This window comes from Brucella pituitosa, assembly GCF_965577835.1.
GTDB lineage: Bacteria > Pseudomonadota > Alphaproteobacteria > Rhizobiales > Rhizobiaceae > Brucella > Brucella pituitosa.
Map to the genome: position 1 here is coordinate 1,192,353 of NZ_OZ264093.1, position 18,157 is coordinate 1,210,509.

An 18,157-nucleotide genomic window follows, 5' to 3' on the forward strand; every position below is an offset into this window, starting at 1 on the left:
GGGGACGTTTGTGCCGGCCCGCCGTACTTTACATAAATGGAGAGTGGTTCATGAGAGCAGGTGCTCTGTTAATAGCTACATGGGCATTGGTAAGTGCTTCATCTCTGCCAGCCTTTTCGGAAGATGATTTTGATTTGTCACCCGAACAGACCGGCCGCATTCATGTGCAGAAAGATGCCGCAGCAATCGCTGCCATTCCTGCTGATTTCAAATTCGTCACACCAGGCAAATTGACTGTTGCTGTTGCACCGGGCGGTCCGCCGCTTGCAGCCTATGCGACGGATGCCAAGACCGTTGTGGGTGCGGATGCAGACTATGCGTCGGCCATTGCCGAAAGCCTTGGGCTCGAACTCGAAAGCGTTCCGGTTGCATGGATCGATTGGCCGCTGGGTCTCGCATCGGGCAAATATGATGCCGTGATATCCAATGTTGGAGTGACCGAAGAGCGTAAGGAAAAGTTCGATTTTTCGACCTATCGGCAGGGCCTGCATGGCTTCTTTGTGAAAGCCGACAGTGGCGTTATCCCCATCAAGGAACCAAAGGATGCTGCAGGCCTCCGCATCATCGTGGGCGCCGGGACCAATCAGGAGCGCATTCTGGTCAAGTGGAGCGAAGAGAATGAGAAGGCGGGGCTGAAGCCGCTGGAGCTGCAATATTACGATGATGAGGCTGCCAGCCTTCTGGCTCTACAATCGGGTCGGGCCGATGTGATCGTGCAGCCTCACGCGCAGCTCGTATTCATCGCCTCGCGCGACAAGAATATCAAACGTGTCGGCACGCTGAGCGCAGGCTGGCCGGATCGCTCGGACGTGGCAATTACAACGCGCAAAGGCAGTGGACTTGCCAATGCTTTGACCATCGCGACCAATGGTTTGATCAAGAATGGAGACTATACGCGCATTCTTGATCGCTGGCATCTCCAAGAGGAAGCACTGGAGCAATCGGAAACCAATCCGCCCGGATTGCCGAGGTTTAAATAATTTCTTGAGTGAAGCTTATAGCGAAGGACAGAACGTGCCAAAAACTATCGATTATTTCTTTTCCATCGGCTCGCCCTGGTCATATCTCGGGCTTGATACGCTTGAGGAACTGGCAGAGCGGCATGTGGTTGAAATCAAGCCTTATCTTGCTACCGTCATCGAGGAAAATGGTGGCATCTTTTCGCGCAATCGTCCAGAAGCCCGTCGCGCTTATGGCACGCAGGATCTCAAGCGTTGGGCCAAGTTTCGTGGCAAGCCGCTGTTCATTGATGAGCGCCCAGCTTTAAGCGATCCGACGCCAGCTTCGTTTACGGTGATTGCTGCCTATCTTGAGGGGCAGAACTGGCTGCAGCTGACCCGCGCCCTCCAGCAAGCATTCTGGTCTGAGGCAAAGGATATTGGCAAACCGGAAGTCCGCAGTGCCGTGGCCGATGAAGCTGGTTTCAACGGTCAGTATCTGGTTGGGCGTGAGAATGATCACGACGTTCAGGCCAAGTGGAAATCGGATCGCGAACGTGCCGTCGATAAGGGCGTTTTTGGTTTTCCGACCTATATCTACGATACGGAGACCTATTGGGGACAAGATAATCTCGGTTTTCTTGCCAATCACTTGCGTGGCGAAACCTTTTAACTTCAAGTGGCTGCGTTAAAACCTTATTATAACGCAGCCATTTTTTAACGCAGAGCGTAGCCGCCATCCGGGTAAAGAGCTGAGCCTGTCATAAAGCTATTGCTCATCAGGTAGAGCACAGTGTCTGCAACTTCTGCCTCGGTTCCCGGTCGCCCGGCAAGCGCGATCTGACTATAATGCTTGAATGCGGCGTTGCGAATTTCCGCCGGACGGTTTTGCCAGAGGTGGCCGTTAATCGTGCCCGGAGATATTGTATTCACCCGGATGGGTGCGAGATCAATCGCCAGTCCGCGCCCGAGTCCTTCAATCGCGCTGTTGCACGCAGCATAAACCGCTCCACCCTTGATTGGCCTTGCGCCAGCGGCACCTGCCATCAGAGTAATAGAGCCATCTTTTGCCAGATAGGGAATAGCGAGCTTTACTGCCCAGTATTGGCCCCAGAATTTTGAGCGGAATGGGCTTTCTATGGCTTGTTCGTCATCGCTATCCAACCCAACGACCGTATAAGTCGCAGCTGAAATGAAAAGATGATCAAACTGGCTTATTGTCTGGAAAAAACCTGCCAGCGAAGCGTGATCGGCGGTATCCACCTGTAAAGCTCTGCCACGGCTCCCCAGCGCGTCTGCGGCCTGTGTGAGTTTGGCGGGATCGCGTGCGCCGATCACCACATTGGCACCTCGTGCAATTGCTCCTTGCGCAACATTCAGGCCGATGCCTGCGCTGCCACCGATCACTACAACAGTTTTATCGTTCAACATCTCAACCATGCCTGGTCCTTTCGTCACACATGTGCTTACGAGCGGTTGGCAACTTATCATGGAGTTGAAATCGCATTTCTGGCATTAATTATCTTCAATCAGGACAAAAAAGATCGAATGATGATTTCAACCGAGCGGTTCAACGGTATCAGGGCTTTTGTGCAGGCAGAACAGTCGGGCAGTTTTGCTGCGGCCTCAGCATTGTTGGGGCTATCGCAATCTGCGGTCAGCAAGTCGATTGCGCGGCTTGAAGATCGTCTTGGAGTGCGGTTGTTTCATCGCACCACGCGCAGTTTGCGCCTTACTGATGAAGGACGCGTCTACCTCGAGAGCTGCCGCCGTGCGCTCGAAGAGTTGGGGGCTGCGGAAATTGCACTTTCCGCGAGAAGGGAAATTCCGGCCGGACGGCTGCGAATTAATCTGCCGGATTTATATGGACGCAGATGTGTGGCGCCGGTCTTGTTGCAACTGGCTAATGAATATCATGAGCTCCAATTTGAAGTTTCCTTTGAAAATCGCATCGTGAATCTGATCGACGAGGGCTATGACCTTGCTGTCAGGATTGGCCAACTCCCTGATAGTGCGGACCTTATCTCCAAACGTATCGGTCAGCAGGAAGTGATTATCTGTGCGTCGCCTTCGTATATTGCAGTTCATGGTATGCCCGCGATGCTGGACGATCTTGAGCGGCATCGATGTATTACGCAGTTTCGTGGTGGTCAGCGCGAGCCATGGATTGTTCTAAATGAGCGGGGAGAAGAGGTCAGACGCAATATTCCGTCGAACCATAGTTTTGCTGCGGTGGACATGATTGTGGATGCGGCGGCTCGCGGGTTGGGGCTGGCACAGGTGCCGCACTGGCTCGTTGAGAACCAGCTTAGCTCTGGAGCACTGATCCCCGTGCTGTCAAACGTCAGAATGCCCACATTACCTATTCATATCATATGGCCGGGAGGACGTGCTTTAACATCCCGCGTTCGGGTGACGATTGATGCAATCGCAAAAGCATTGCGTTGAGCTGCGTCGCGCGGAATCCGCACGACGCAATAAAAAACACGATTGGAAACAAAACTACTGGCTTGAGAGGCTGTTTCCTTTGGGCGGCAAAAGCTCGAAAAGCTGGGCTCCATCTTCATGTCCCGCTTCTTGATAGCCGATGATCCTGAACCATCTCACAACGTCAGGACGATCAAGCCAGCTTCTGGAATGTATCGGACGATCACCCGATAAAGCTTGAATCTGCTTTATGTGTTTTCGGCAGAACCGGACGGATCGTGCATTGAAGAAATCTTCTTTTGCCGCAAACAGTGTATCCGTTGCCTCGTCCGCTTCCTGCCATGCAATGATCGCAACGACTTTGTCGTTTTCGATCAACGCATGTGCGCGTCCTTCACGCAGGTTCATGGTAAGATTGTCGTAGGCAGACCTCACGTCTTTACCGGCCGCAATATATTCTGTGGCCATTCGCTCTGAAAGGTCGTGAAAAACGCTTTCAAGATCACCAACACTCGCTGTTCGTGCTTTCATCTCTCTGACCTCCCTTCGATCCACTTTGTATTTTTCAGTAGAAACGTCTCCGTCCTCAGGCGTGCGCCGGATCGTCATCTTCAACGTCAAAGGTCGATGTCGGTTCCACTCCTAAAATATGCCATGTCGAGTTTGTCGATAAAACCCAATAAAGCCAACGCAAGATATTGGGATAGAGTCTAACATTGCTCTGTGACGGGCGCTTAGCACGATGATCCATGAATCACGGAAATATGAAGTGCAAATTCCTTGAGTGGCGCAGGCTGCGCAATCATATTTCTTAGCTCAATGAGTGCGTAGTCGTAAAATCACCGATCTGACAAACGCTCATCGAGAAGCGCCCACCTCATTTTGCAATAGCCTCAGGAACAATCAATTGAACAAGTCTCTTCATCTTACGGCGTTTATGCGTCCTGTAAGCCTGCATACTGGCGCTTGGCGATATCCCGGTGCCTATGCCGACGCGAATTTCAATTTCAAGCATCTGAAGGCTTTCGCCCAGAAACTTGAAGCAGCGAAATTCGACGCATTCTTCATGGCGGATCACCTCGCTGTCCTCAACATGCCGGTCGAGGCGTTGAAGCGTAGTCATACAGTTACATCATTTGAACCATTCACGCTGCTGTCGGCTCTGGCAGCGGTGACTGACAAGATCGGATTGGCTGCAACGGCCTCCACGACATTTGATGAACCCTATCATATTGCCAGACGTTTTGCCTCGCTTGACCATATCAGTCAGGGGCGTGCAGCGTGGAACATCGTCACGACGTCCAATCCTGATTCAGCGCTCAACTTCGGTAAGGACGAGCATGTCGAGCATGGCGAACGCTACAAGCGTGCGCGCGAGTTCTATGATGTTGTAACGGGGCTTTGGGACAGCTTTGCGGATGATGCATTCATCCGGGATCAGGAAAGCGGTATCTTCTTCGATCCTGCCAAGATGCATGTTCTGGATCACCATGGCGATGATTTCAATGTGCGTGGACCGCTCAATATCGCGCGTCCCGTACAAGGATGGCCGGTGATTGTTCAGGCTGGTCAATCAGAACCGGGTCGCCAGCTGGCGGCAGAAACTGCGGAAGTGGTATTCTGTGCGCCGCGAGACATTGTTGAATCAAAAAAGCTTTATGCTGATTTGAAGTCGCGATTGGCTGCCGCCGGTCGCGCGCCATCGTCGTTGAAGATATTGCCTGCCGCCTTCATCGTCCTTGGCGATAGCCTTGAGGAAGCCAAGCAGAAGCGTGCGAAGCTCGATAGTCTTGTTCACTATGATAGCGGTATCGCATCGCTATCGATTGCTCTGGGCCACGATGTATCAGGTTTTGATCCAGACGACTATTTGCCTCAAATTCCCGAAACCAATGCAAGCAAGTCTGGCAGGGCGCAGGTTCTTAAACTGGCCGAAGAGGAAAAGCTGACTGTCCGTCAGCTTGCCCAGCGTTACGGTGGCTATTCAGGCCTTGCTTTCGTCGGAACGGTCGAAAGCGTTGCCGATGAAATGCAGAAATGGCTGGAAGAGGATGCCAGTGACGGCTTCACGATTGTATTCCCCTTCCTTCCGCAAGGCCTTGATGATGTGGCGGAAAGACTGGTGCCTGAGCTACAGCGCCGTGGTATCTTCCGCACCGATTACGAGGGCAGCACACTGCGTGAACACTTGGGCCTCCCTCGCCCTTCAAACCGCTTTTTTGATGGCAGCTAAGGTGTCTGAACTCTGAACCGATGTCGCGGGATGGATCGGTATTTTCAAACCGAGATTGTCCCGCAATGTCGGACCATCATAATCGCTGCGGGCAAGCCCGCGGCGACGAAGCTCCGGCAGCACCAGCTCGGCAAAGTCTTCCAGACCTGCCGGGAAGATCGGCGGCATCACATTGAAGCCATCCGCGCCATAGGTTTCAAAACGCTCTTCGAGCGCGTCAGCCACGTCCGTCGCTGTACCGACGATTTGCAGATGACCACGCGCGCCCGCAACCCGTAGATAAAGCTCACGAATGGTCAGATTTTCGCGCCGCGCCAATTCAAACAGAAGCTCTTGTCTGCTTTTGCTGCCTTGAGTTTCCGGCAACTCAGGCACGGGACCGTCGAGATCAAACTGCGAAAGGTCGGGACCAGACCAGCCTGACGAGAGAATGTTTAGTCCCACCGATGGGTGAATGAGGTTCTGAAGTTTAACAAATTTGTCCTGAGCCTCCTGCCTCGTGCGACCAACAACCGGAAAAATGCCTGGCATGATTTTGATATCGTCGGCATCACGCCCATAGTGTGCTGCACGCTGTTTGACATCTTTGTAGAAAGCGGAAGCTTCCTCAACAGTCTGCTGTGCCGTGAAAACAACATCTGCACTTTTTGCTGCCAATTCCCTTCCAGCCGCCGATGAACCGGCCTGCACGGTCACCGGATGCCCTTGCGGCGAACGCGGCACATTCAACGGTCCCTGCACTGAGAAGTGCTTGCCTTTGTGATCAAGCACATGCCGCTTGTTAGGGTCGAAAAACCGTGCCTGCTCCTTGTCATAAAGAAAGGCATCATCTTCCCAGCTGTTCCATAGCCCCGTGACGACATCGGCAAATTCTTCCGCCCGTTCATAACGGTCGGCATGTTCATAATGACGGTCGAGATTGAAATTGCGCGCCTCAAAGTCGCTGGCCGACGTCACAAGGTTATAGCCCGCGCGACCACCGCTTAAATGGTCAAGCGAGGCAAATTTTCGTGCGATGTGAAAAGGCTCATTGAAACTTGATGAGGCCGTCGCAACAAGACCGATATGGCTGGTGACAGCCGAGAGCGCGGACAAAAGCGTGAGCGGCTCAAACTGTGCTACATAGCTGTGCGCTGTGCGGCTCAGAATTTCGAGATTGTCGCCGCGAGTTCCTGCACCATCGGCAAGAAACAGCAGATCGAATTTGGCTGCTTCTGCCAGCGAGGCAACGTTGCGGTAATAATCGAAATTGATGCCAGCATTTGCAACAGCATCAGGGTGCCGCCATGCCGCAATATGGTGGCCGACCGGATAGACGAACAAGCCAAAACGCAGAAAACCCTCACGCTTTGCCATTTCAGGCGCTCCGGGCTTGAGATGGTGTTGCAACGGATAAGGCTGGCAGTTCCAGATTGGCGCGGAAGTCAGAACCGATATAATCCGTATCAATCAGCGAGCGGCGGCGAAGCTCAGGGATCAGGCCATTTAGAAGCAAATCTTCCTGATCGGGATTGCCAATGCCGTGCAGTGTTAGAACGTCGACAGCACCCGTATTGAAGCGTTCTTCAATCGCATCAACAAGTTGCTCCGGCGTACCTGCAATCGACCAGTGACCGGTTTCCTGTGCCTCAATAATCAACTGACGCAGGGTCAGACCTTCACGCGCATAGCGGCGGAAGACTTCAACACGGCCCCGGCGGCGGTTAATGCTGGTGACTTCCGGCAGCAGGTTTTCCGGTAGAGACTTGTCGAGCGGCAGCTCGCTCAGATCAATATGGCCGCCGAGCATATCTGCAAGTTTGACACGTCCCTGATCATAATCGATTGCCTCATGCTTGTCTTTCAGACGGCGAACAACATCGGCTTCCGATGAGCCAATTAGCGAATGAAGCGAGTTCATGATGAATGGCAGATTGTTGGCTCGGCCAAACTGTGCTGCTCTGCGGCGCAGCTCGGTGGCAAAGGCCACAGCATCTTCGAGCTTCGGCTGTGACGTATAGACGACTTCAGCATAGCGGGCGCCAACGGTGACACCGGCGTCGGATTGGCCGGCCTGAAACTGAACCGGACGACCCTGCGGCAGAGGTGGCACATTCAGTGGCCCTTCTACGCTGAAATGCTTGCCACGATAGTTGATGGGGTGAAATTTTTCCGGGTGGACAGAGATATTACCCGACGCTTTGCGGGTGATCGCATCACGTTCATTTGCATCATAGAGCGCGTTGACGATCTCGATAAATTCCGCAGCACGTTCATAGCGCTCTTCCGGACTTGGCAGATCGCCGCCGAAATTCTCTTCGCCGACCGAAGAGGTCACGGCATTCCAGCCCGTTCTGCCACCGCTCAAATGATCCAGCGTTCCGATCTGGCGTGCGAGATTATAAGGATGCAAAAATGTTGTTGAGACGGTCGCAATAAGCCCGATATGCGATGTGGCATGTGCCAGCGCTGCAAGCGCGATAACCGGGTCTTGCGTGCCAGTGGTGCCTGCAAGACCCGCCGGGTCAAGTTGCAGAAGGTCGGCAGTAAAAAGACCGGTGATTTTCTCGGCTTCCGCCTTCTTTGCCAACTCTATTGCGCGTTTGAACCCAAAGGTCTTGTCCTGGTCATTGTCCGCGGAAACAACGTTGCTGGCACCGAACAGGGTTTTCAAGCGGCGGGTACGTATTCTTGTCATAGTGATCTCCTCAAGAAGCGCATCCCGAAAAGTGTGAAACGGTTTTCGGACAAGATGCGCGTTAAATAGTAATTCAAGCGGCGCTAATCGTTGGAACGGCATCCAGCAGGGCGCGTGTGTAATTGTGCTGTGGCTGGGAAAAGACGCGTTCAACAGCGCCGCTTTCAACGATGCGACCGTCCTTCATCACCAGAACGCGGTCTGTCAGATGATGGACGACGCCAAGGTCGTGGGAAATGAACAAAAGCGATGTGCCTGAAGCTGCTTGTAGCTCGGCCAAAAGGTCGAGCACCTGAGCCTGCACCGATACATCAAGCGCGCTTACAGGCTCATCGGCGACCAGCAATTTCGGGCGCGGTGCAAAGGCACGCGCGATGGCGACACGCTGGCGCTGACCGCCCGACAATTCACGGGGATAGCGCTTGAGAAACTGAGCGCCCAGACGCACAGCATCCAGCACTTCCACCACGCGCTTGCGGCGTTCATCGCCATAGACATGAACTGAATCAAGGCTTTCACCGACGATCTTTTCAACCGTGTAACGCGGATCGAACGAACTGAGCGCATCCTGCGCAATCAGTTGCATATGCGCACGTTGTTCGCGGCGTTGCTCCTCACGCAGATTGCTCCAGAGCCTGCCATCAATATGCACCTTACCCTGGTCGGGTTCAGTTAACCCCAGGACGATCTTTGCGACGGTGGTTTTGCCAGAGCCGGATTCCCCAACAATGCCGAGCGCTTCGCCAGCTTTCAACGAGAATGAGACATCATTGACGGCCAAAGGCGTGTTGGCTTTGCCATAATGTTTGAAAAGCCCTTTGGCTTCGAGAACATTGGTGCTCTCATCGATGCGCTTTGCTGGCAGAGCCACCCGGATTTGTGGTTGGTGCGGCTGCGTTGGCGAAAGCCTGTAACCGCGCGAACCTGCCGATGGCACGGCTTCAAGCAAATGTCGCGTATAGGCTTCCTTCGGCGCACTGAGTATCTGCCTTGTTGGGCCTTCCTCAACGATGCGGCCATTGTGCATGACCAGAACGCGATCGGCCAGCCTTGAGACAACAGCAAGATCATGGCTAATCAGCAGAAGTGTGTGTCCCGCCCGGCGACGCTCCGCAAGAAGATCGAGGATCTGCTTCTGAACCGTCGCGTCAAGCGCTGTGGTCGGTTCGTCGGCAATAAGCAGTGACGGCGAGCGGGCAACCGCTGTTGCGATCAGTGCGCGTTGCCGCAAACCGCCGGAAAGCTGATGTGGATATTGCAGCAATCTGCGATCAGGGTCGGGAATGCCGACCGAGCGCAGCAATGCCTTGCTGCGATCCGTGACATCCGGCCTTCGGAAGAAGCCCTTGACGCCAAAGGCATCGGAAAGCTGTTGCGAGATGCGACGTAGTGGATCAAGCGAAACCAGCGCGTCCTGTAGGACGAAACCGATCTTGTTGCCGCGCAACCCCCGCCATTCCTTATCGCGGTAATCAAGGACACTCAGACCATCGATCTCGAAAAGGTCAGCCTTGACGATAGCGCTTGGGCCTGAAAGTCCGATCAGTGCTCGTGCCGTCACTGACTTACCCGAACCGGACTCTCCAACAAGCGCTACCGTCTCACCGGGGTGAATGGTCAAATTGATGCCTTCGACGACTTTGACCAATTGGTCATCGCGTTGAAAGCTGATGGATAGATTGCGAATTTCAACAAGGGGCGTTGTCATGACTGCCTCCGGCCTTCAAAGGCAAGTTGCCAGCGTCGTCCGAGAATGCTGATGGAGATAACGGTGAGTGTGATGGCCAGACCGGGCCAGACGCCAATCCACCATGCAACACGCAGATAATTGCGCGCTTCTGAGAGCATCGCACCCCATTCGGGAGCTGGCGGCTGCGGTCCCATGCCAAGAAAGCTCAAGCCCGCAGCGCTGATGATCGCTGTGCCAAGCCCGATTGTTGCAAGGATTGGTACCTGCGCAATGGCGTGGGGCAATACGTGCCGCAGTACGAGGATGTGACGCTTCAGCCCAAATGTTTTCGCCTGCTCGACATAACCACTTTGCGCGATAACAAAGGTCTGCGCGCGCACGACGCGGGCGAAACGCGGAATGATGGCAACCCCAAGCGCAAAGATCAGATTGACGGTGCCCGGTCCTGTGAACGAGATGAAAACAAGAGCCAGCAGCAGATCGGGAAACGAAGACACCACGTCAAGAAAACGGGAAATTGCTTCATCAACCAAGCCGCGCGATAATCCAGCCAGCAGCCCCAAAATCGAGCCAGCGATAGCACCGATAGCCACAGCGCTAAAGCCGATCAGAACGGAATAGCGCGCACCGTGAACCACGCGTGAAAACACGTCGCGGCCAAGATGATCGGTGCCAAACCAATGTTCTGCAGAAGGCGGCAATTGTGCTTGTAGCGGATCGGCCAGCAATGGATCGGCTGTTGTAAGTAAACCCGGCCAGAGCGTTGCAACGGCAATTAGCGTTAGAAAGAGTGATGGTAGTGCCAGTGCCGGGCGCGAAAGGACCAATCGGGCCAGATTACGTAAGCTTGTACCAGCCGGTTTTGCCGTCGAGTGTGTTTCAAGTGCGGGGGTGACACTCATGATCTATCTCCGGCCTTCGGTTCTCAGGCGCGGATCAATCAGCAGATAGAGCACATCAACGATGGTGCTCATCACCACATAGATAAACGCCGAGAAAATAGCGACTGCCAGCACCACCGGCAGGTCGTGATAAAGCACTGCATCAACCGTGATGCGGCCAAGACCGGGACGCCCGAAGACGGCTTCGGTAATGACGGCGCCTGAAAGAAGCCCACCAATCAGCCAGCCGGTCAGTGTCACTGCTGGTAGCGATGCATGGCGCAAACCATGTCTCAAACGCAGCACAAGATTGCTGGTACCCCAACTTCGCACAGTCAGCGCAAAGGGTTCTTCCAGTGCGCGTTCCAGACCTTCGCGTAGGACCTGTCCGATCACCGCACCTAAAGACAAACCAAGCGATAGAGCTGGAAGAACGAGTGCTGCGAAATTCCTGTCCCCAGACACCGGAAACAGCTTGAGTGTGAAGGAGAAGACGAAGAGCAGAACGATGCCAAGCCAGAAGGATGGCGTTGAAATCAGCACAAGTTCTGTGCCGGCCGCGATTGAGCGCGGCAGCTTTTTACCGGCTGTCAAAACAGCGCTGCCAACAGCAAAGACGATTGCCACAAAGAGCGCGGCCCCCGCGAGCTTGAGCGTCGGCCACATCTGCGAAAACAACAGCTGTGAAACGTCTGTCTGTAGATAATAGGAGCGGCCAAAATCGCCATGCAGAATACGTCCGAGATAGGACAGGTATTGCATGAAGATTGGATCATCCAGCCCCCATTCAGCGCGAATGGCAGCTTCGACTTCAGGCGTGCGTAACTGCTCGCCAATCAGTATGCTGACGATGTCGCCCGGCGCGAGATGGACGCTGATGAAGCTCAGCGTGATTGCAGCCCAAAGAACCAGCAGACCTGAACTTATGCGCAGGGTGATTTGTCCCGTAAGACTGTTCCGCGGGACTCCGAAACGCCGGGGCAACCAGCTTGCAGGTGCGCGACCGATGGTCGTGGTATTTTCAGCATCCATGATCTGTAGCTCCTTTGTGACGAAGTCCGCGAAAAGCGTGCTTATTCGCTGCGCCAGATATTGTGCGCGCTTTCTGGAAGTTGCTTGAATGGGCGGAAGCTGATGCCTTTGACATAGCTTGCAGCGGCAACCTGATCTTCAGGCTCGTACAGCGGCAAGGCATAGGCCTGATCCAAAATGGCGAAATTTTGCAGCTTGCTGTAAAGCTCAAACCGCTTGGTCTGATCGAGCGTTGAGGCGGCTTCATTCAGCCATTGCGCTAATTCAGGTGCTGAAGCGCGGCTGTAATTGATGTAACCGCCCTTATCGAGTGGCAGGTAATGCAGCTCGATATCGATAGCATCGGTTGGCGTATTGGAATTGGCAATCGAGCCAAATTCGCCGGTCTTGCGGCGATCTGTGTAGGTTCCGGCATCCACATAAACGATCTTGAGATCAATGCCCGCACTCTGGCGCGCCTGTGCCTGCAAAGCCTGCAAAAGAACATCGCGCTGATCACGCACGGTTGCCTGTGCCTGAATAACTTCGATGGTCAGCGGCTTGCCATCCTTGGTGCGGAAGCCTTCCGCATTGCGTTCGGTCCAGCCCGCTTCATCGAGAAGCTTGTTGGCAAGCTCTGGATTGGCACCGTATTTTCCTTCGATGCTTTTATCGTAGAACTGCGGATCAATAGGCGAAGTGATGCCCCATGCGCGGGTGCGTTCCCCGCGATAGACAGATTTGAGAACGGCATCGACATCAATCGCTGCAGCCAGTGCTTTGCGAACATTAAGCTCCTGCGTCGGCCCCCATTCGACATTGAGGAAAAGCGAATAAGGTGTGCCGGTATTCAAGGCCGTCTGATAGGTGAAATCAGGATTGTCCTTGAACAAGGCCGCATCATTGCCCGACACACCTTCAATGACATCAACCTGACCAGACGTAAGGGCGCCGGTTCTGACCGAAGACTCGCCCAGGAAACGGTAGGTCACTTCATCAAGATAGGCTGGCCCCTGATGACCGGCATTTGCCGGTGCCCAGTTGTAATCCGGGTTTTTTACGAAGTTGAGTTCCTGTCCTTTGGCATAGCGCTTCAAAATGAAAGGACCGGTTCCTGCAACCTCAGGTCCACCGGATTTGATTTCTTCGGATTTGAATGCAGCAGGCGAGAGAATTTCCAGGCTGGCAATATAATCGAGAAATGGCGCGTAAATGCCTTTGAGCGTGAAACTGACGGTGTTTTCGTCAAGCGCTTTCGCTTCTGCAATGCGCGACACTGGCCCGGTGCTTGTGCTGCCGGAATAGGCCGGGTCTTTGAGTGCCGTAATGTTGGCTACTACGGCTTCCGCATTGAATTTTTCGCCGTCCGTAAACTTCACATCATCGCGTAGCGTGAATGTGTAGGTTTTACCGTCGTCCGAAATCTTATGATCTTTCGCAAGCCAAGATACATAACCGCCGTCAGCGGTGCGTGCGAGCAGCGATTCATAAGCATTGCGCAACAGAAGTTTGGTTTTGTCCTGACCATTGAGTTGCGGATTGAGTGTTGCAGGCTGAGTTTCAACGCCCCAGACCAGCTTGCCACCTTCAACGGGTTTGGCATCTTCCGCGAATGCGATTTTTGGCAGTGCGACCGCTGCGATAAGGGCGGTTCCGAGTGTCAGGAAATATCGGCGATTAAGCATGGATTTGTCTCTCTTAAGAGCGATGAAATTAATTTTGAAGCCAGATGTCGTAGGCGTTTTCCGGAAGCCGCTTGAAAGGGCGGAAACCAATGCCTTGAACGCGGGATGATGCGACGATCTGATCGGCTGGAACATAAAGTGGCAGGCCGTAAGCCTGATCGAGCAGCGCGAAGCGTTGCAGTTCTGCGTAAGTCTCAAAGCGCCTTTTGGGATCGAGCGTCGAAGCGCCTTGGTCCAACCATTGGGAGACTTTGGGGTCTTCTGTCCGGCTATAGTTGATCGAGCCGCCCTTATCTCGTGGCAGATAATGGAAGTAGATGGTGACGCCGTTTTCCTGCGTCGTGGTCGAGTTTGGAATGATGCCGTATTCGCCGTCTGTCTGACGGCTGGAATAGGTACCAGCATCGACATATTGCAGCGCAATATCGATGCCCGCATTCTGCCGCGCCTGGGCCTGTACCGCCTGTAACAGAATATCCCGCTGGTCGCGCACGGTGGATTGTGACTGCACAATCTCGATTGTCAGACGTTTGCCGTCTTTGGTGCGGAAGCCGTCCGCATCACGTTCCGTCCAGCCAGCTTCATCGAGAAGCTTATTGGCTAGTTCTGGATTAAACCCGTAAGTGCCTTCAATCGACTTGTCGTAAAAGTCTGTGTCGGCGGGCGTAAGAATGCCCCAAGCACGTTCGCGTTCACCGCGATAAACCGACTGAATAATGCGTTCGACATCGACGGCAGCCAGCACTGCTTTACGGACATTGACGTCGGAAGTGGGTTCGCGGGTGATGTTGAGATAGAGCGTATAAGGCGTTCCTGTGTTGGTTGAAGTTTGGTAGCTAAATTCCGGGTTATCTTTGAAAAGTTGCGCATCGTTGCCGGAGATACCTTCTGCGGCATCAATCTGCCCGGAAGTGAGTGCGCCGATACGCACTGAGGATTCAGGCAGGAAACGATAGGTCACATCATCGAGATAGGCCGGGCCTTGATGCGCGGCATTTTCGGGCGCCCAATTATAATCCGGGTTTTTAACGAAGCGGATTTCCTGACCCTTGATATAACGGTCGATAATGAAGGGGCCTGTTCCGGCAACTTCTGTTCCACCAGCCTTCAGCTGTGTAGACTCGAATGCTTTGGGCGAGATCAGTTCAATGCCCGCCGCACCATCCAGAAAAGGTGCGTAAACGCGGTCGAGTTTTATAACGACAGTCAGTGAATCAACGGCCGTGACTTCGCTGACACGCGCGACATGGCCTGCACTGATGCTTCCAGAATAAGTGGGCTCTTTGAGTTTGCTAAAGTTGAGAGCAACAGCCGCCGCATCGAATTTCTCACCATCCGAAAACTTCACGCCGTCGCGTAGTTTAAACGTGTAGGTTTTGCCGTCTTCAGAAACTTCATAGCTCTTGGCGAGCCACGGCACATAACCACCCTCCGGTGTGCGGGCCAAAAGGGATTCATAGCTGTTGCGCAAGATGAGCTTGGCTTTGGCCTGACCGTTCAAATGGGGGTTAAGTGTGCTTGGTTCTGTCTCCACGCCCCATGTGAGAGAACCACCGCTGACGGGTTCAGCATTCGCTTTGGCCGAAGTGATTTCAGCTCCAGCAGCAATGATCAGAGTAAGGGCGCTGGCGCCAGCCAGGAAAGCTCGTCTTGTTACCACGTTGAATATCCAGTGTCGGGAAATTGGGAGAGTTTATGCCGCGATTGCCGGGCGATTATTGGCGAGCAGCTCAATGGTTTTGAGACGATGGCTGCCTTCTGAAACAGGACAGTCGACAACGAACTCGGCGATGCCCAACTCCCGATGCAGGCGTTGAAGCTCATTGTGAACATGCAAGGCTGTGCCACGGATCACACGAGGCGTGCGCTCTTCGATGCTGTATTGTGTGGCACCGGCCTGTCGCACATATTCAAGCGCCTGTTCGTGACTGCCGACATTGACTGGCTGCAGGCCTTCGACCGCGACACGGAAGCGGCGAATATCGCCTGCCAGTTTTTCCGCCTCGGCATCGCTCTCAGCAACAATAACGCTGACCGCTAAAATGGCAGGGCGGTTCGTAATTGTCCGATAGGCTTCAACCGCTTCTTTGATGGCTGCCGGATCGCCCTGAATATGTCCGGCATAAACGAAGTTCCAATCGAGCTGCGCCGCAAGTTCAGCACTTTCGACGCTCGCACCCAGCAGGAAACGTTCAGGTTTTTGCGGCGGAACCGGATAGGCGGCAATACCGTTTTCATCATCTGGTTTCTCTGAACCATGATCGAGATACCCATCAAGCTCTGCGAGTTGCTGTTTAAAAGATGGCTTTCGGTCTGGGTCATAAGCCCCTTGCAATGCGCGAGTTGACAGCGGCAAGCCACCCGGCGCTTTTCCGACGCCCAAATCGACCCGTCCCGGGGCAAGTGATGCAAGCAGATTGAAGTTCTCAGCGACTTTGTACGCGCTGTAATGCTGCAGCATCACACCGCCAGAACCAATCCGGATATGATGGGTATGAGCCAACAAAAAGCCGATCAGTACCTCCGGTGACGAACTGGCAAGCCCCGGTGAGTTGTGGTGCTCTGCCACCCAGAAACGATGAAAGCCTGCGGCTTCTGCTTTCTGCGCAAGCTTTATCGTGCGGGTCAGCGCCGCCTGGGCTGCTTCGCCGTCATGAATGGGACTTTTATCGAGAAAACTGAGCGCGTAGGGCATTTGATCCTCACCAACAACTTCAATGAGGAGATAATCTATGTTTTTTGTAGAATATTAATCGAGCAACGATCTTCCAATATTTGCACGCTCATTAAACGTTCATGCCGTGCAAACGTGCGAGCAAAGAGGCACCGTTAAGGAGAGATACTGTTCGATGGCAGCTTTATGCTTCCACTCAACACAAGTCGGACAGGATTTGTTTCAGCGGAGGCATTCTATGGTTGATACTATTATCCAGTCTTCTCTTTTGGACCCGGCAGCACAGCCTCTCATCGATGGGCTGGTTCATGAATATGACAGCCGTTATGCGAATCTGGACCGACCGGGCGGCGCGCGCACAGAAATTCTGCGCTATCCCACAGAGGCATTTGCGGCGCCGCTTGGCGGTTTCCTGCTGCTTCAGCGCGATGGGGAGACCATTGCCGGGGGTGCCTATATGAGCCACGACGATGAAACCGTCGAACTCAAGCGTATCTGGACGGCATCGCATTTGCGTAGGCAGGGACTGGCGCGCCGCATCGTTTTGGCGCTTGAAGAAAGTGCCGGTGAGCTAGGTTACACACGGGCTTATCTCTCGACCGGCTTTCGCCAACCCGAGGCCACAGCGCTTTACATTTCACTCGGCTATCGCCCGCTCTTCGACACATCTTTAGATGTTCAGCAATATCGGTCGCTGCCTTTTGAAAAGCACATCGGCTCCAAGCTAGGCCAGCAGATCTCCTCGCCGCTCTATCCCGCATCGGCCTCATTTGAGGAGGCAACGCAGCGCGTGCAGGAACGTAAGGCGGTGCAGGAAGCAAAAATTCTTGCGCGACTTCAAAGCTATCGCGAAACCGCTGCGTGAGAAGGGAAACAAGCCATGCCCCTTTCACATATCGAACATTTCGCCTTTCTCATTCCCGGCAGTCATCACGAGAGTGATCCCGCACGGGGTTTAGAGGATACGCTCCAACTTTTCGAACATGGAGAGCAGCTGGGATATGACAGCGCATGGGTGCGCCAGCGCCATCTGGAACGCGGCATTTCATCTGCCGCTACCTTCCTCGCCGCCGCTTCACAGCGAACAAAACGCATCGGTCTTGGCACTGCGGTCATCCAGCTTGGATATGAAAACCCGTTCCGGCTGGCCGAAGATCTGGCAACTGTGGACCTGCTGTCAAACGGCAGGCTGAATGTTGGCGTTTCAGTTGGTGCGCCGCCTTTTGCGCATCTTATTGCAGATTTCGTCGATGCCGCTCCCATCGCTGATTTCAGTCATGCGCGTGCAGAAAAACTGGCACAGGCTCTGCGGTCAGAACCGCTTTCGGGCGAGACCGAAGCGGGCAATGCCGCTGGTGCGCAAATCCCGCGTTTGAGGCCTTTTGCTAGAGGGCTGACCGACCGCCTGTGGTATGGCGGTGGATCACAGAATTCAGCACGCTGGGCGGGGCAGGCTGGGTTTAATCTTCTGACGGGAAACATTGTCAGCGGTGAGAACACGGATGATTTTCTGACAGCCCAAAAAGCACTCATAGAACGGTTCCGTCAGGAATGGGTGCATGAGCGTGCGCCGCGTGTCGCACTTGGCCGGGTGATCTTGCCCACGGACAGTGCAAGTCCCGATGCGCGCCGTCGCTATGCGGAATTCGCCTCCGAACGCGACAAGCGAACGGGTTTCGCCCATGGTCCGCGCCGCACTTTGTTTCTGCCCGATATTGTGGGCACGACAGAGCAAATTCTGGAAACACTTGCAGCCGATCCTGTTCTCCCGCGTGTCTCCGAATTTCGGTTGGAGCTGCCTTACGAATTTCACGCCGAGGATTATGCGCAAATACTCACAGACTTTGCGCGGCTTCTTCCCGCCTCGGGCGCAAGCAAGCCAGAGCTGAGCGTTGTTCGCGTTGGCTAGTTATCCAATTCATTCAATGACGATCGGAATAA

16 protein-coding genes are annotated in these 18,157 nt (G+C 54.0%); 6 read left to right on the forward strand and 10 right to left on the reverse strand.

The window, feature by feature from the left end; all coding sequences use genetic code 11:
* The first annotated feature begins 50 nt into the window (after positions 1-50).
* Both ACSME1_RS16875 and ACSME1_RS16880 read left to right on the forward strand, forming a co-directional pair.
* Positions 51-980, forward strand: coding sequence for an ABC transporter substrate-binding protein (locus ACSME1_RS16875; protein ID WP_105706364.1), 930 nt, complete (start codon positions 51-53; stop codon positions 978-980).
* A gap of 34 nt (positions 981-1,014) precedes the next feature.
* Positions 1,015-1,611, forward strand: a complete 597-nt coding sequence (locus ACSME1_RS16880) for a 2-hydroxychromene-2-carboxylate isomerase (RefSeq protein ID WP_024899979.1) — start codon at positions 1,015-1,017, stop codon at positions 1,609-1,611.
* A 44-nt stretch (positions 1,612-1,655) separates the two neighbouring features.
* On the opposite strand, the gene ACSME1_RS16885 is transcribed toward ACSME1_RS16880, so the two are convergent.
* Positions 1,656-2,369 carry an SDR family oxidoreductase gene (locus tag ACSME1_RS16885; protein WP_435655053.1) on the reverse strand — a complete coding sequence of 238 codons (714 nt, stop codon included), beginning with the start codon at positions 2,367-2,369 and terminating at the stop codon, positions 1,656-1,658.
* On the opposite strand from ACSME1_RS16885, the gene ACSME1_RS16890 reads away from it, so the two are divergent.
* Entirely contained in the window at positions 2,304-3,386 is a 1,083-nt protein-coding gene (locus ACSME1_RS16890; RefSeq protein WP_146113561.1) for a LysR family transcriptional regulator, read from the forward strand. The two genes, ACSME1_RS16885 and ACSME1_RS16890, sit on opposite strands and share 66 nt — an antisense overlap.
* Before the next feature lie 54 nt (positions 3,387-3,440).
* On the opposite strand, the gene ACSME1_RS16895 is transcribed toward ACSME1_RS16890, so the two are convergent.
* Positions 3,441-3,896 carry a hypothetical protein gene (locus tag ACSME1_RS16895; protein WP_024899977.1) on the reverse strand — a complete coding sequence of 152 codons (456 nt, stop codon included), beginning with the start codon at positions 3,894-3,896 and terminating at the stop codon, positions 3,441-3,443.
* 406 nt (positions 3,897-4,302) lie between these two features.
* On the opposite strand from ACSME1_RS16895, the gene ACSME1_RS16900 reads away from it, so the two are divergent.
* Complete coding sequence (locus tag ACSME1_RS16900) at positions 4,303-5,598, forward strand: LLM class flavin-dependent oxidoreductase (protein WP_105706451.1); 1,296 nt, start codon at positions 4,303-4,305, stop codon at positions 5,596-5,598.
* Here ACSME1_RS16900 and ACSME1_RS16905 read toward each other — a convergent pair.
* The 8 genes from ACSME1_RS16905 to ACSME1_RS16940 all read right to left on the reverse strand — a co-directional run bounded on the left by ACSME1_RS16905 (position 5,572) and on the right by ACSME1_RS16940 (position 16,237).
* The gene (locus tag ACSME1_RS16905; RefSeq protein WP_105706360.1) at positions 5,572-6,954 is read right to left on the reverse strand and encodes an LLM class flavin-dependent oxidoreductase; all 1,383 of its coding nucleotides are present in this window, start codon (positions 6,952-6,954) and stop codon (positions 5,572-5,574) included. The genes ACSME1_RS16900 and ACSME1_RS16905 overlap by 27 nt on opposite strands.
* Position 6,955: 1 nt before the next feature.
* Positions 6,956-8,275 carry an NtaA/DmoA family FMN-dependent monooxygenase gene (locus ACSME1_RS16910; protein ID WP_105706358.1) on the reverse strand — a complete coding sequence of 440 codons (1,320 nt, stop codon included), beginning with the start codon at positions 8,273-8,275 and terminating at the stop codon, positions 6,956-6,958.
* Between the two features lie 73 nt (positions 8,276-8,348).
* Positions 8,349-9,983, reverse strand: a complete 1,635-nt coding sequence (locus tag ACSME1_RS16915; protein ID WP_105706357.1) for a dipeptide ABC transporter ATP-binding protein — start codon at positions 9,981-9,983, stop codon at positions 8,349-8,351.
* A complete protein-coding gene (locus tag ACSME1_RS16920) occupies positions 9,980-10,867 on the reverse strand; it encodes an ABC transporter permease (RefSeq protein WP_100557067.1) in 888 nt (295 codons plus the stop codon). The genes ACSME1_RS16915 and ACSME1_RS16920 overlap by 4 nt, the downstream gene beginning before the upstream one ends.
* Before the next feature lie 3 nt (positions 10,868-10,870).
* Positions 10,871-11,878 carry an ABC transporter permease gene (locus ACSME1_RS16925; RefSeq protein WP_007878999.1) on the reverse strand — a complete coding sequence of 336 codons (1,008 nt, stop codon included), beginning with the start codon at positions 11,876-11,878 and terminating at the stop codon, positions 10,871-10,873.
* A 41-nt stretch (positions 11,879-11,919) separates the two neighbouring features.
* Entirely contained in the window at positions 11,920-13,542 is a 1,623-nt protein-coding gene (locus tag ACSME1_RS16930; protein WP_105534612.1) for an ABC transporter substrate-binding protein, read from the reverse strand.
* A gap of 28 nt (positions 13,543-13,570) precedes the next feature.
* A complete protein-coding gene (locus tag ACSME1_RS16935; RefSeq protein WP_024900066.1) occupies positions 13,571-15,202 on the reverse strand; it encodes an ABC transporter substrate-binding protein in 1,632 nt (543 codons plus the stop codon).
* Positions 15,203-15,235: 33 nt separating this feature from the next.
* On the reverse strand, positions 15,236-16,237 hold the full coding sequence (locus ACSME1_RS16940) for an LLM class flavin-dependent oxidoreductase (protein ID WP_105534611.1): 1,002 nt from the start codon (positions 16,235-16,237) through the stop codon (positions 15,236-15,238).
* A 217-nt stretch (positions 16,238-16,454) separates the two neighbouring features.
* Here ACSME1_RS16940 and ACSME1_RS16945 point away from each other — a divergent pair, with 217 nt between their 5' ends.
* Together ACSME1_RS16945 and ACSME1_RS16950 are read left to right on the forward strand one after the other, a co-directional pair.
* Positions 16,455-17,081: a GNAT family N-acetyltransferase gene (locus tag ACSME1_RS16945; RefSeq protein WP_100557062.1), complete on the forward strand. Its 627-nt coding sequence runs from the start codon at positions 16,455-16,457 to the stop codon at positions 17,079-17,081.
* A gap of 15 nt (positions 17,082-17,096) precedes the next feature.
* Positions 17,097-18,125, forward strand: a complete 1,029-nt coding sequence (locus ACSME1_RS16950) for an LLM class flavin-dependent oxidoreductase (RefSeq protein WP_105534610.1) — start codon at positions 17,097-17,099, stop codon at positions 18,123-18,125.
* Positions 18,126-18,157 lie beyond the last annotated feature (32 nt).

What these genes read in the sequence shown, in the direction of transcription:
- ACSME1_RS16920 (WP_100557067.1), bottom strand. Translation starts at nt 10,867, where the DNA reads ATGAGTGTCACCCCCGCACTTGAAACACACTCGACGGCAAAACCGGCT.
- ACSME1_RS16905 (WP_105706360.1), bottom strand. Translation starts at nt 6,954, where the DNA reads ATGGCAAAGCGTGAGGGTTTTCTGCGTTTTGGCTTGTTCGTCTATCCG.
- ACSME1_RS16895 (WP_024899977.1), bottom strand. Translation starts at nt 3,896, where the DNA reads ATGAAAGCACGAACAGCGAGTGTTGGTGATCTTGAAAGCGTTTTTCAC.
- ACSME1_RS16930 (WP_105534612.1), bottom strand. Translation starts at nt 13,542, where the DNA reads ATGCTTAATCGCCGATATTTCCTGACACTCGGAACCGCCCTTATCGCA.
- ACSME1_RS16940 (WP_105534611.1), bottom strand. Translation starts at nt 16,237, where the DNA reads ATGCCCTACGCGCTCAGTTTTCTCGATAAAAGTCCCATTCATGACGGC.
- ACSME1_RS16915 (WP_105706357.1), bottom strand. Translation starts at nt 9,983, where the DNA reads ATGACAACGCCCCTTGTTGAAATTCGCAATCTATCCATCAGCTTTCAA.
- ACSME1_RS16910 (WP_105706358.1), bottom strand. Translation starts at nt 8,275, where the DNA reads ATGACAAGAATACGTACCCGCCGCTTGAAAACCCTGTTCGGTGCCAGC.
- ACSME1_RS16925 (WP_007878999.1), bottom strand. Translation starts at nt 11,878, where the DNA reads ATGGATGCTGAAAATACCACGACCATCGGTCGCGCACCTGCAAGCTGG.
- ACSME1_RS16950 (WP_105534610.1), top strand. Translation starts at nt 17,097, where the DNA reads ATGCCCCTTTCACATATCGAACATTTCGCCTTTCTCATTCCCGGCAGT.
- ACSME1_RS16945 (WP_100557062.1), top strand. Translation starts at nt 16,455, where the DNA reads ATGGTTGATACTATTATCCAGTCTTCTCTTTTGGACCCGGCAGCACAG.
- ACSME1_RS16900 (WP_105706451.1), top strand. Translation starts at nt 4,303, where the DNA reads ATGCGTCCTGTAAGCCTGCATACTGGCGCTTGGCGATATCCCGGTGCC.
- ACSME1_RS16885 (WP_435655053.1), bottom strand. Translation starts at nt 2,369, where the DNA reads ATGTTGAACGATAAAACTGTTGTAGTGATCGGTGGCAGCGCAGGCATC.
- ACSME1_RS16875 (WP_105706364.1), top strand. Translation starts at nt 51, where the DNA reads ATGAGAGCAGGTGCTCTGTTAATAGCTACATGGGCATTGGTAAGTGCT.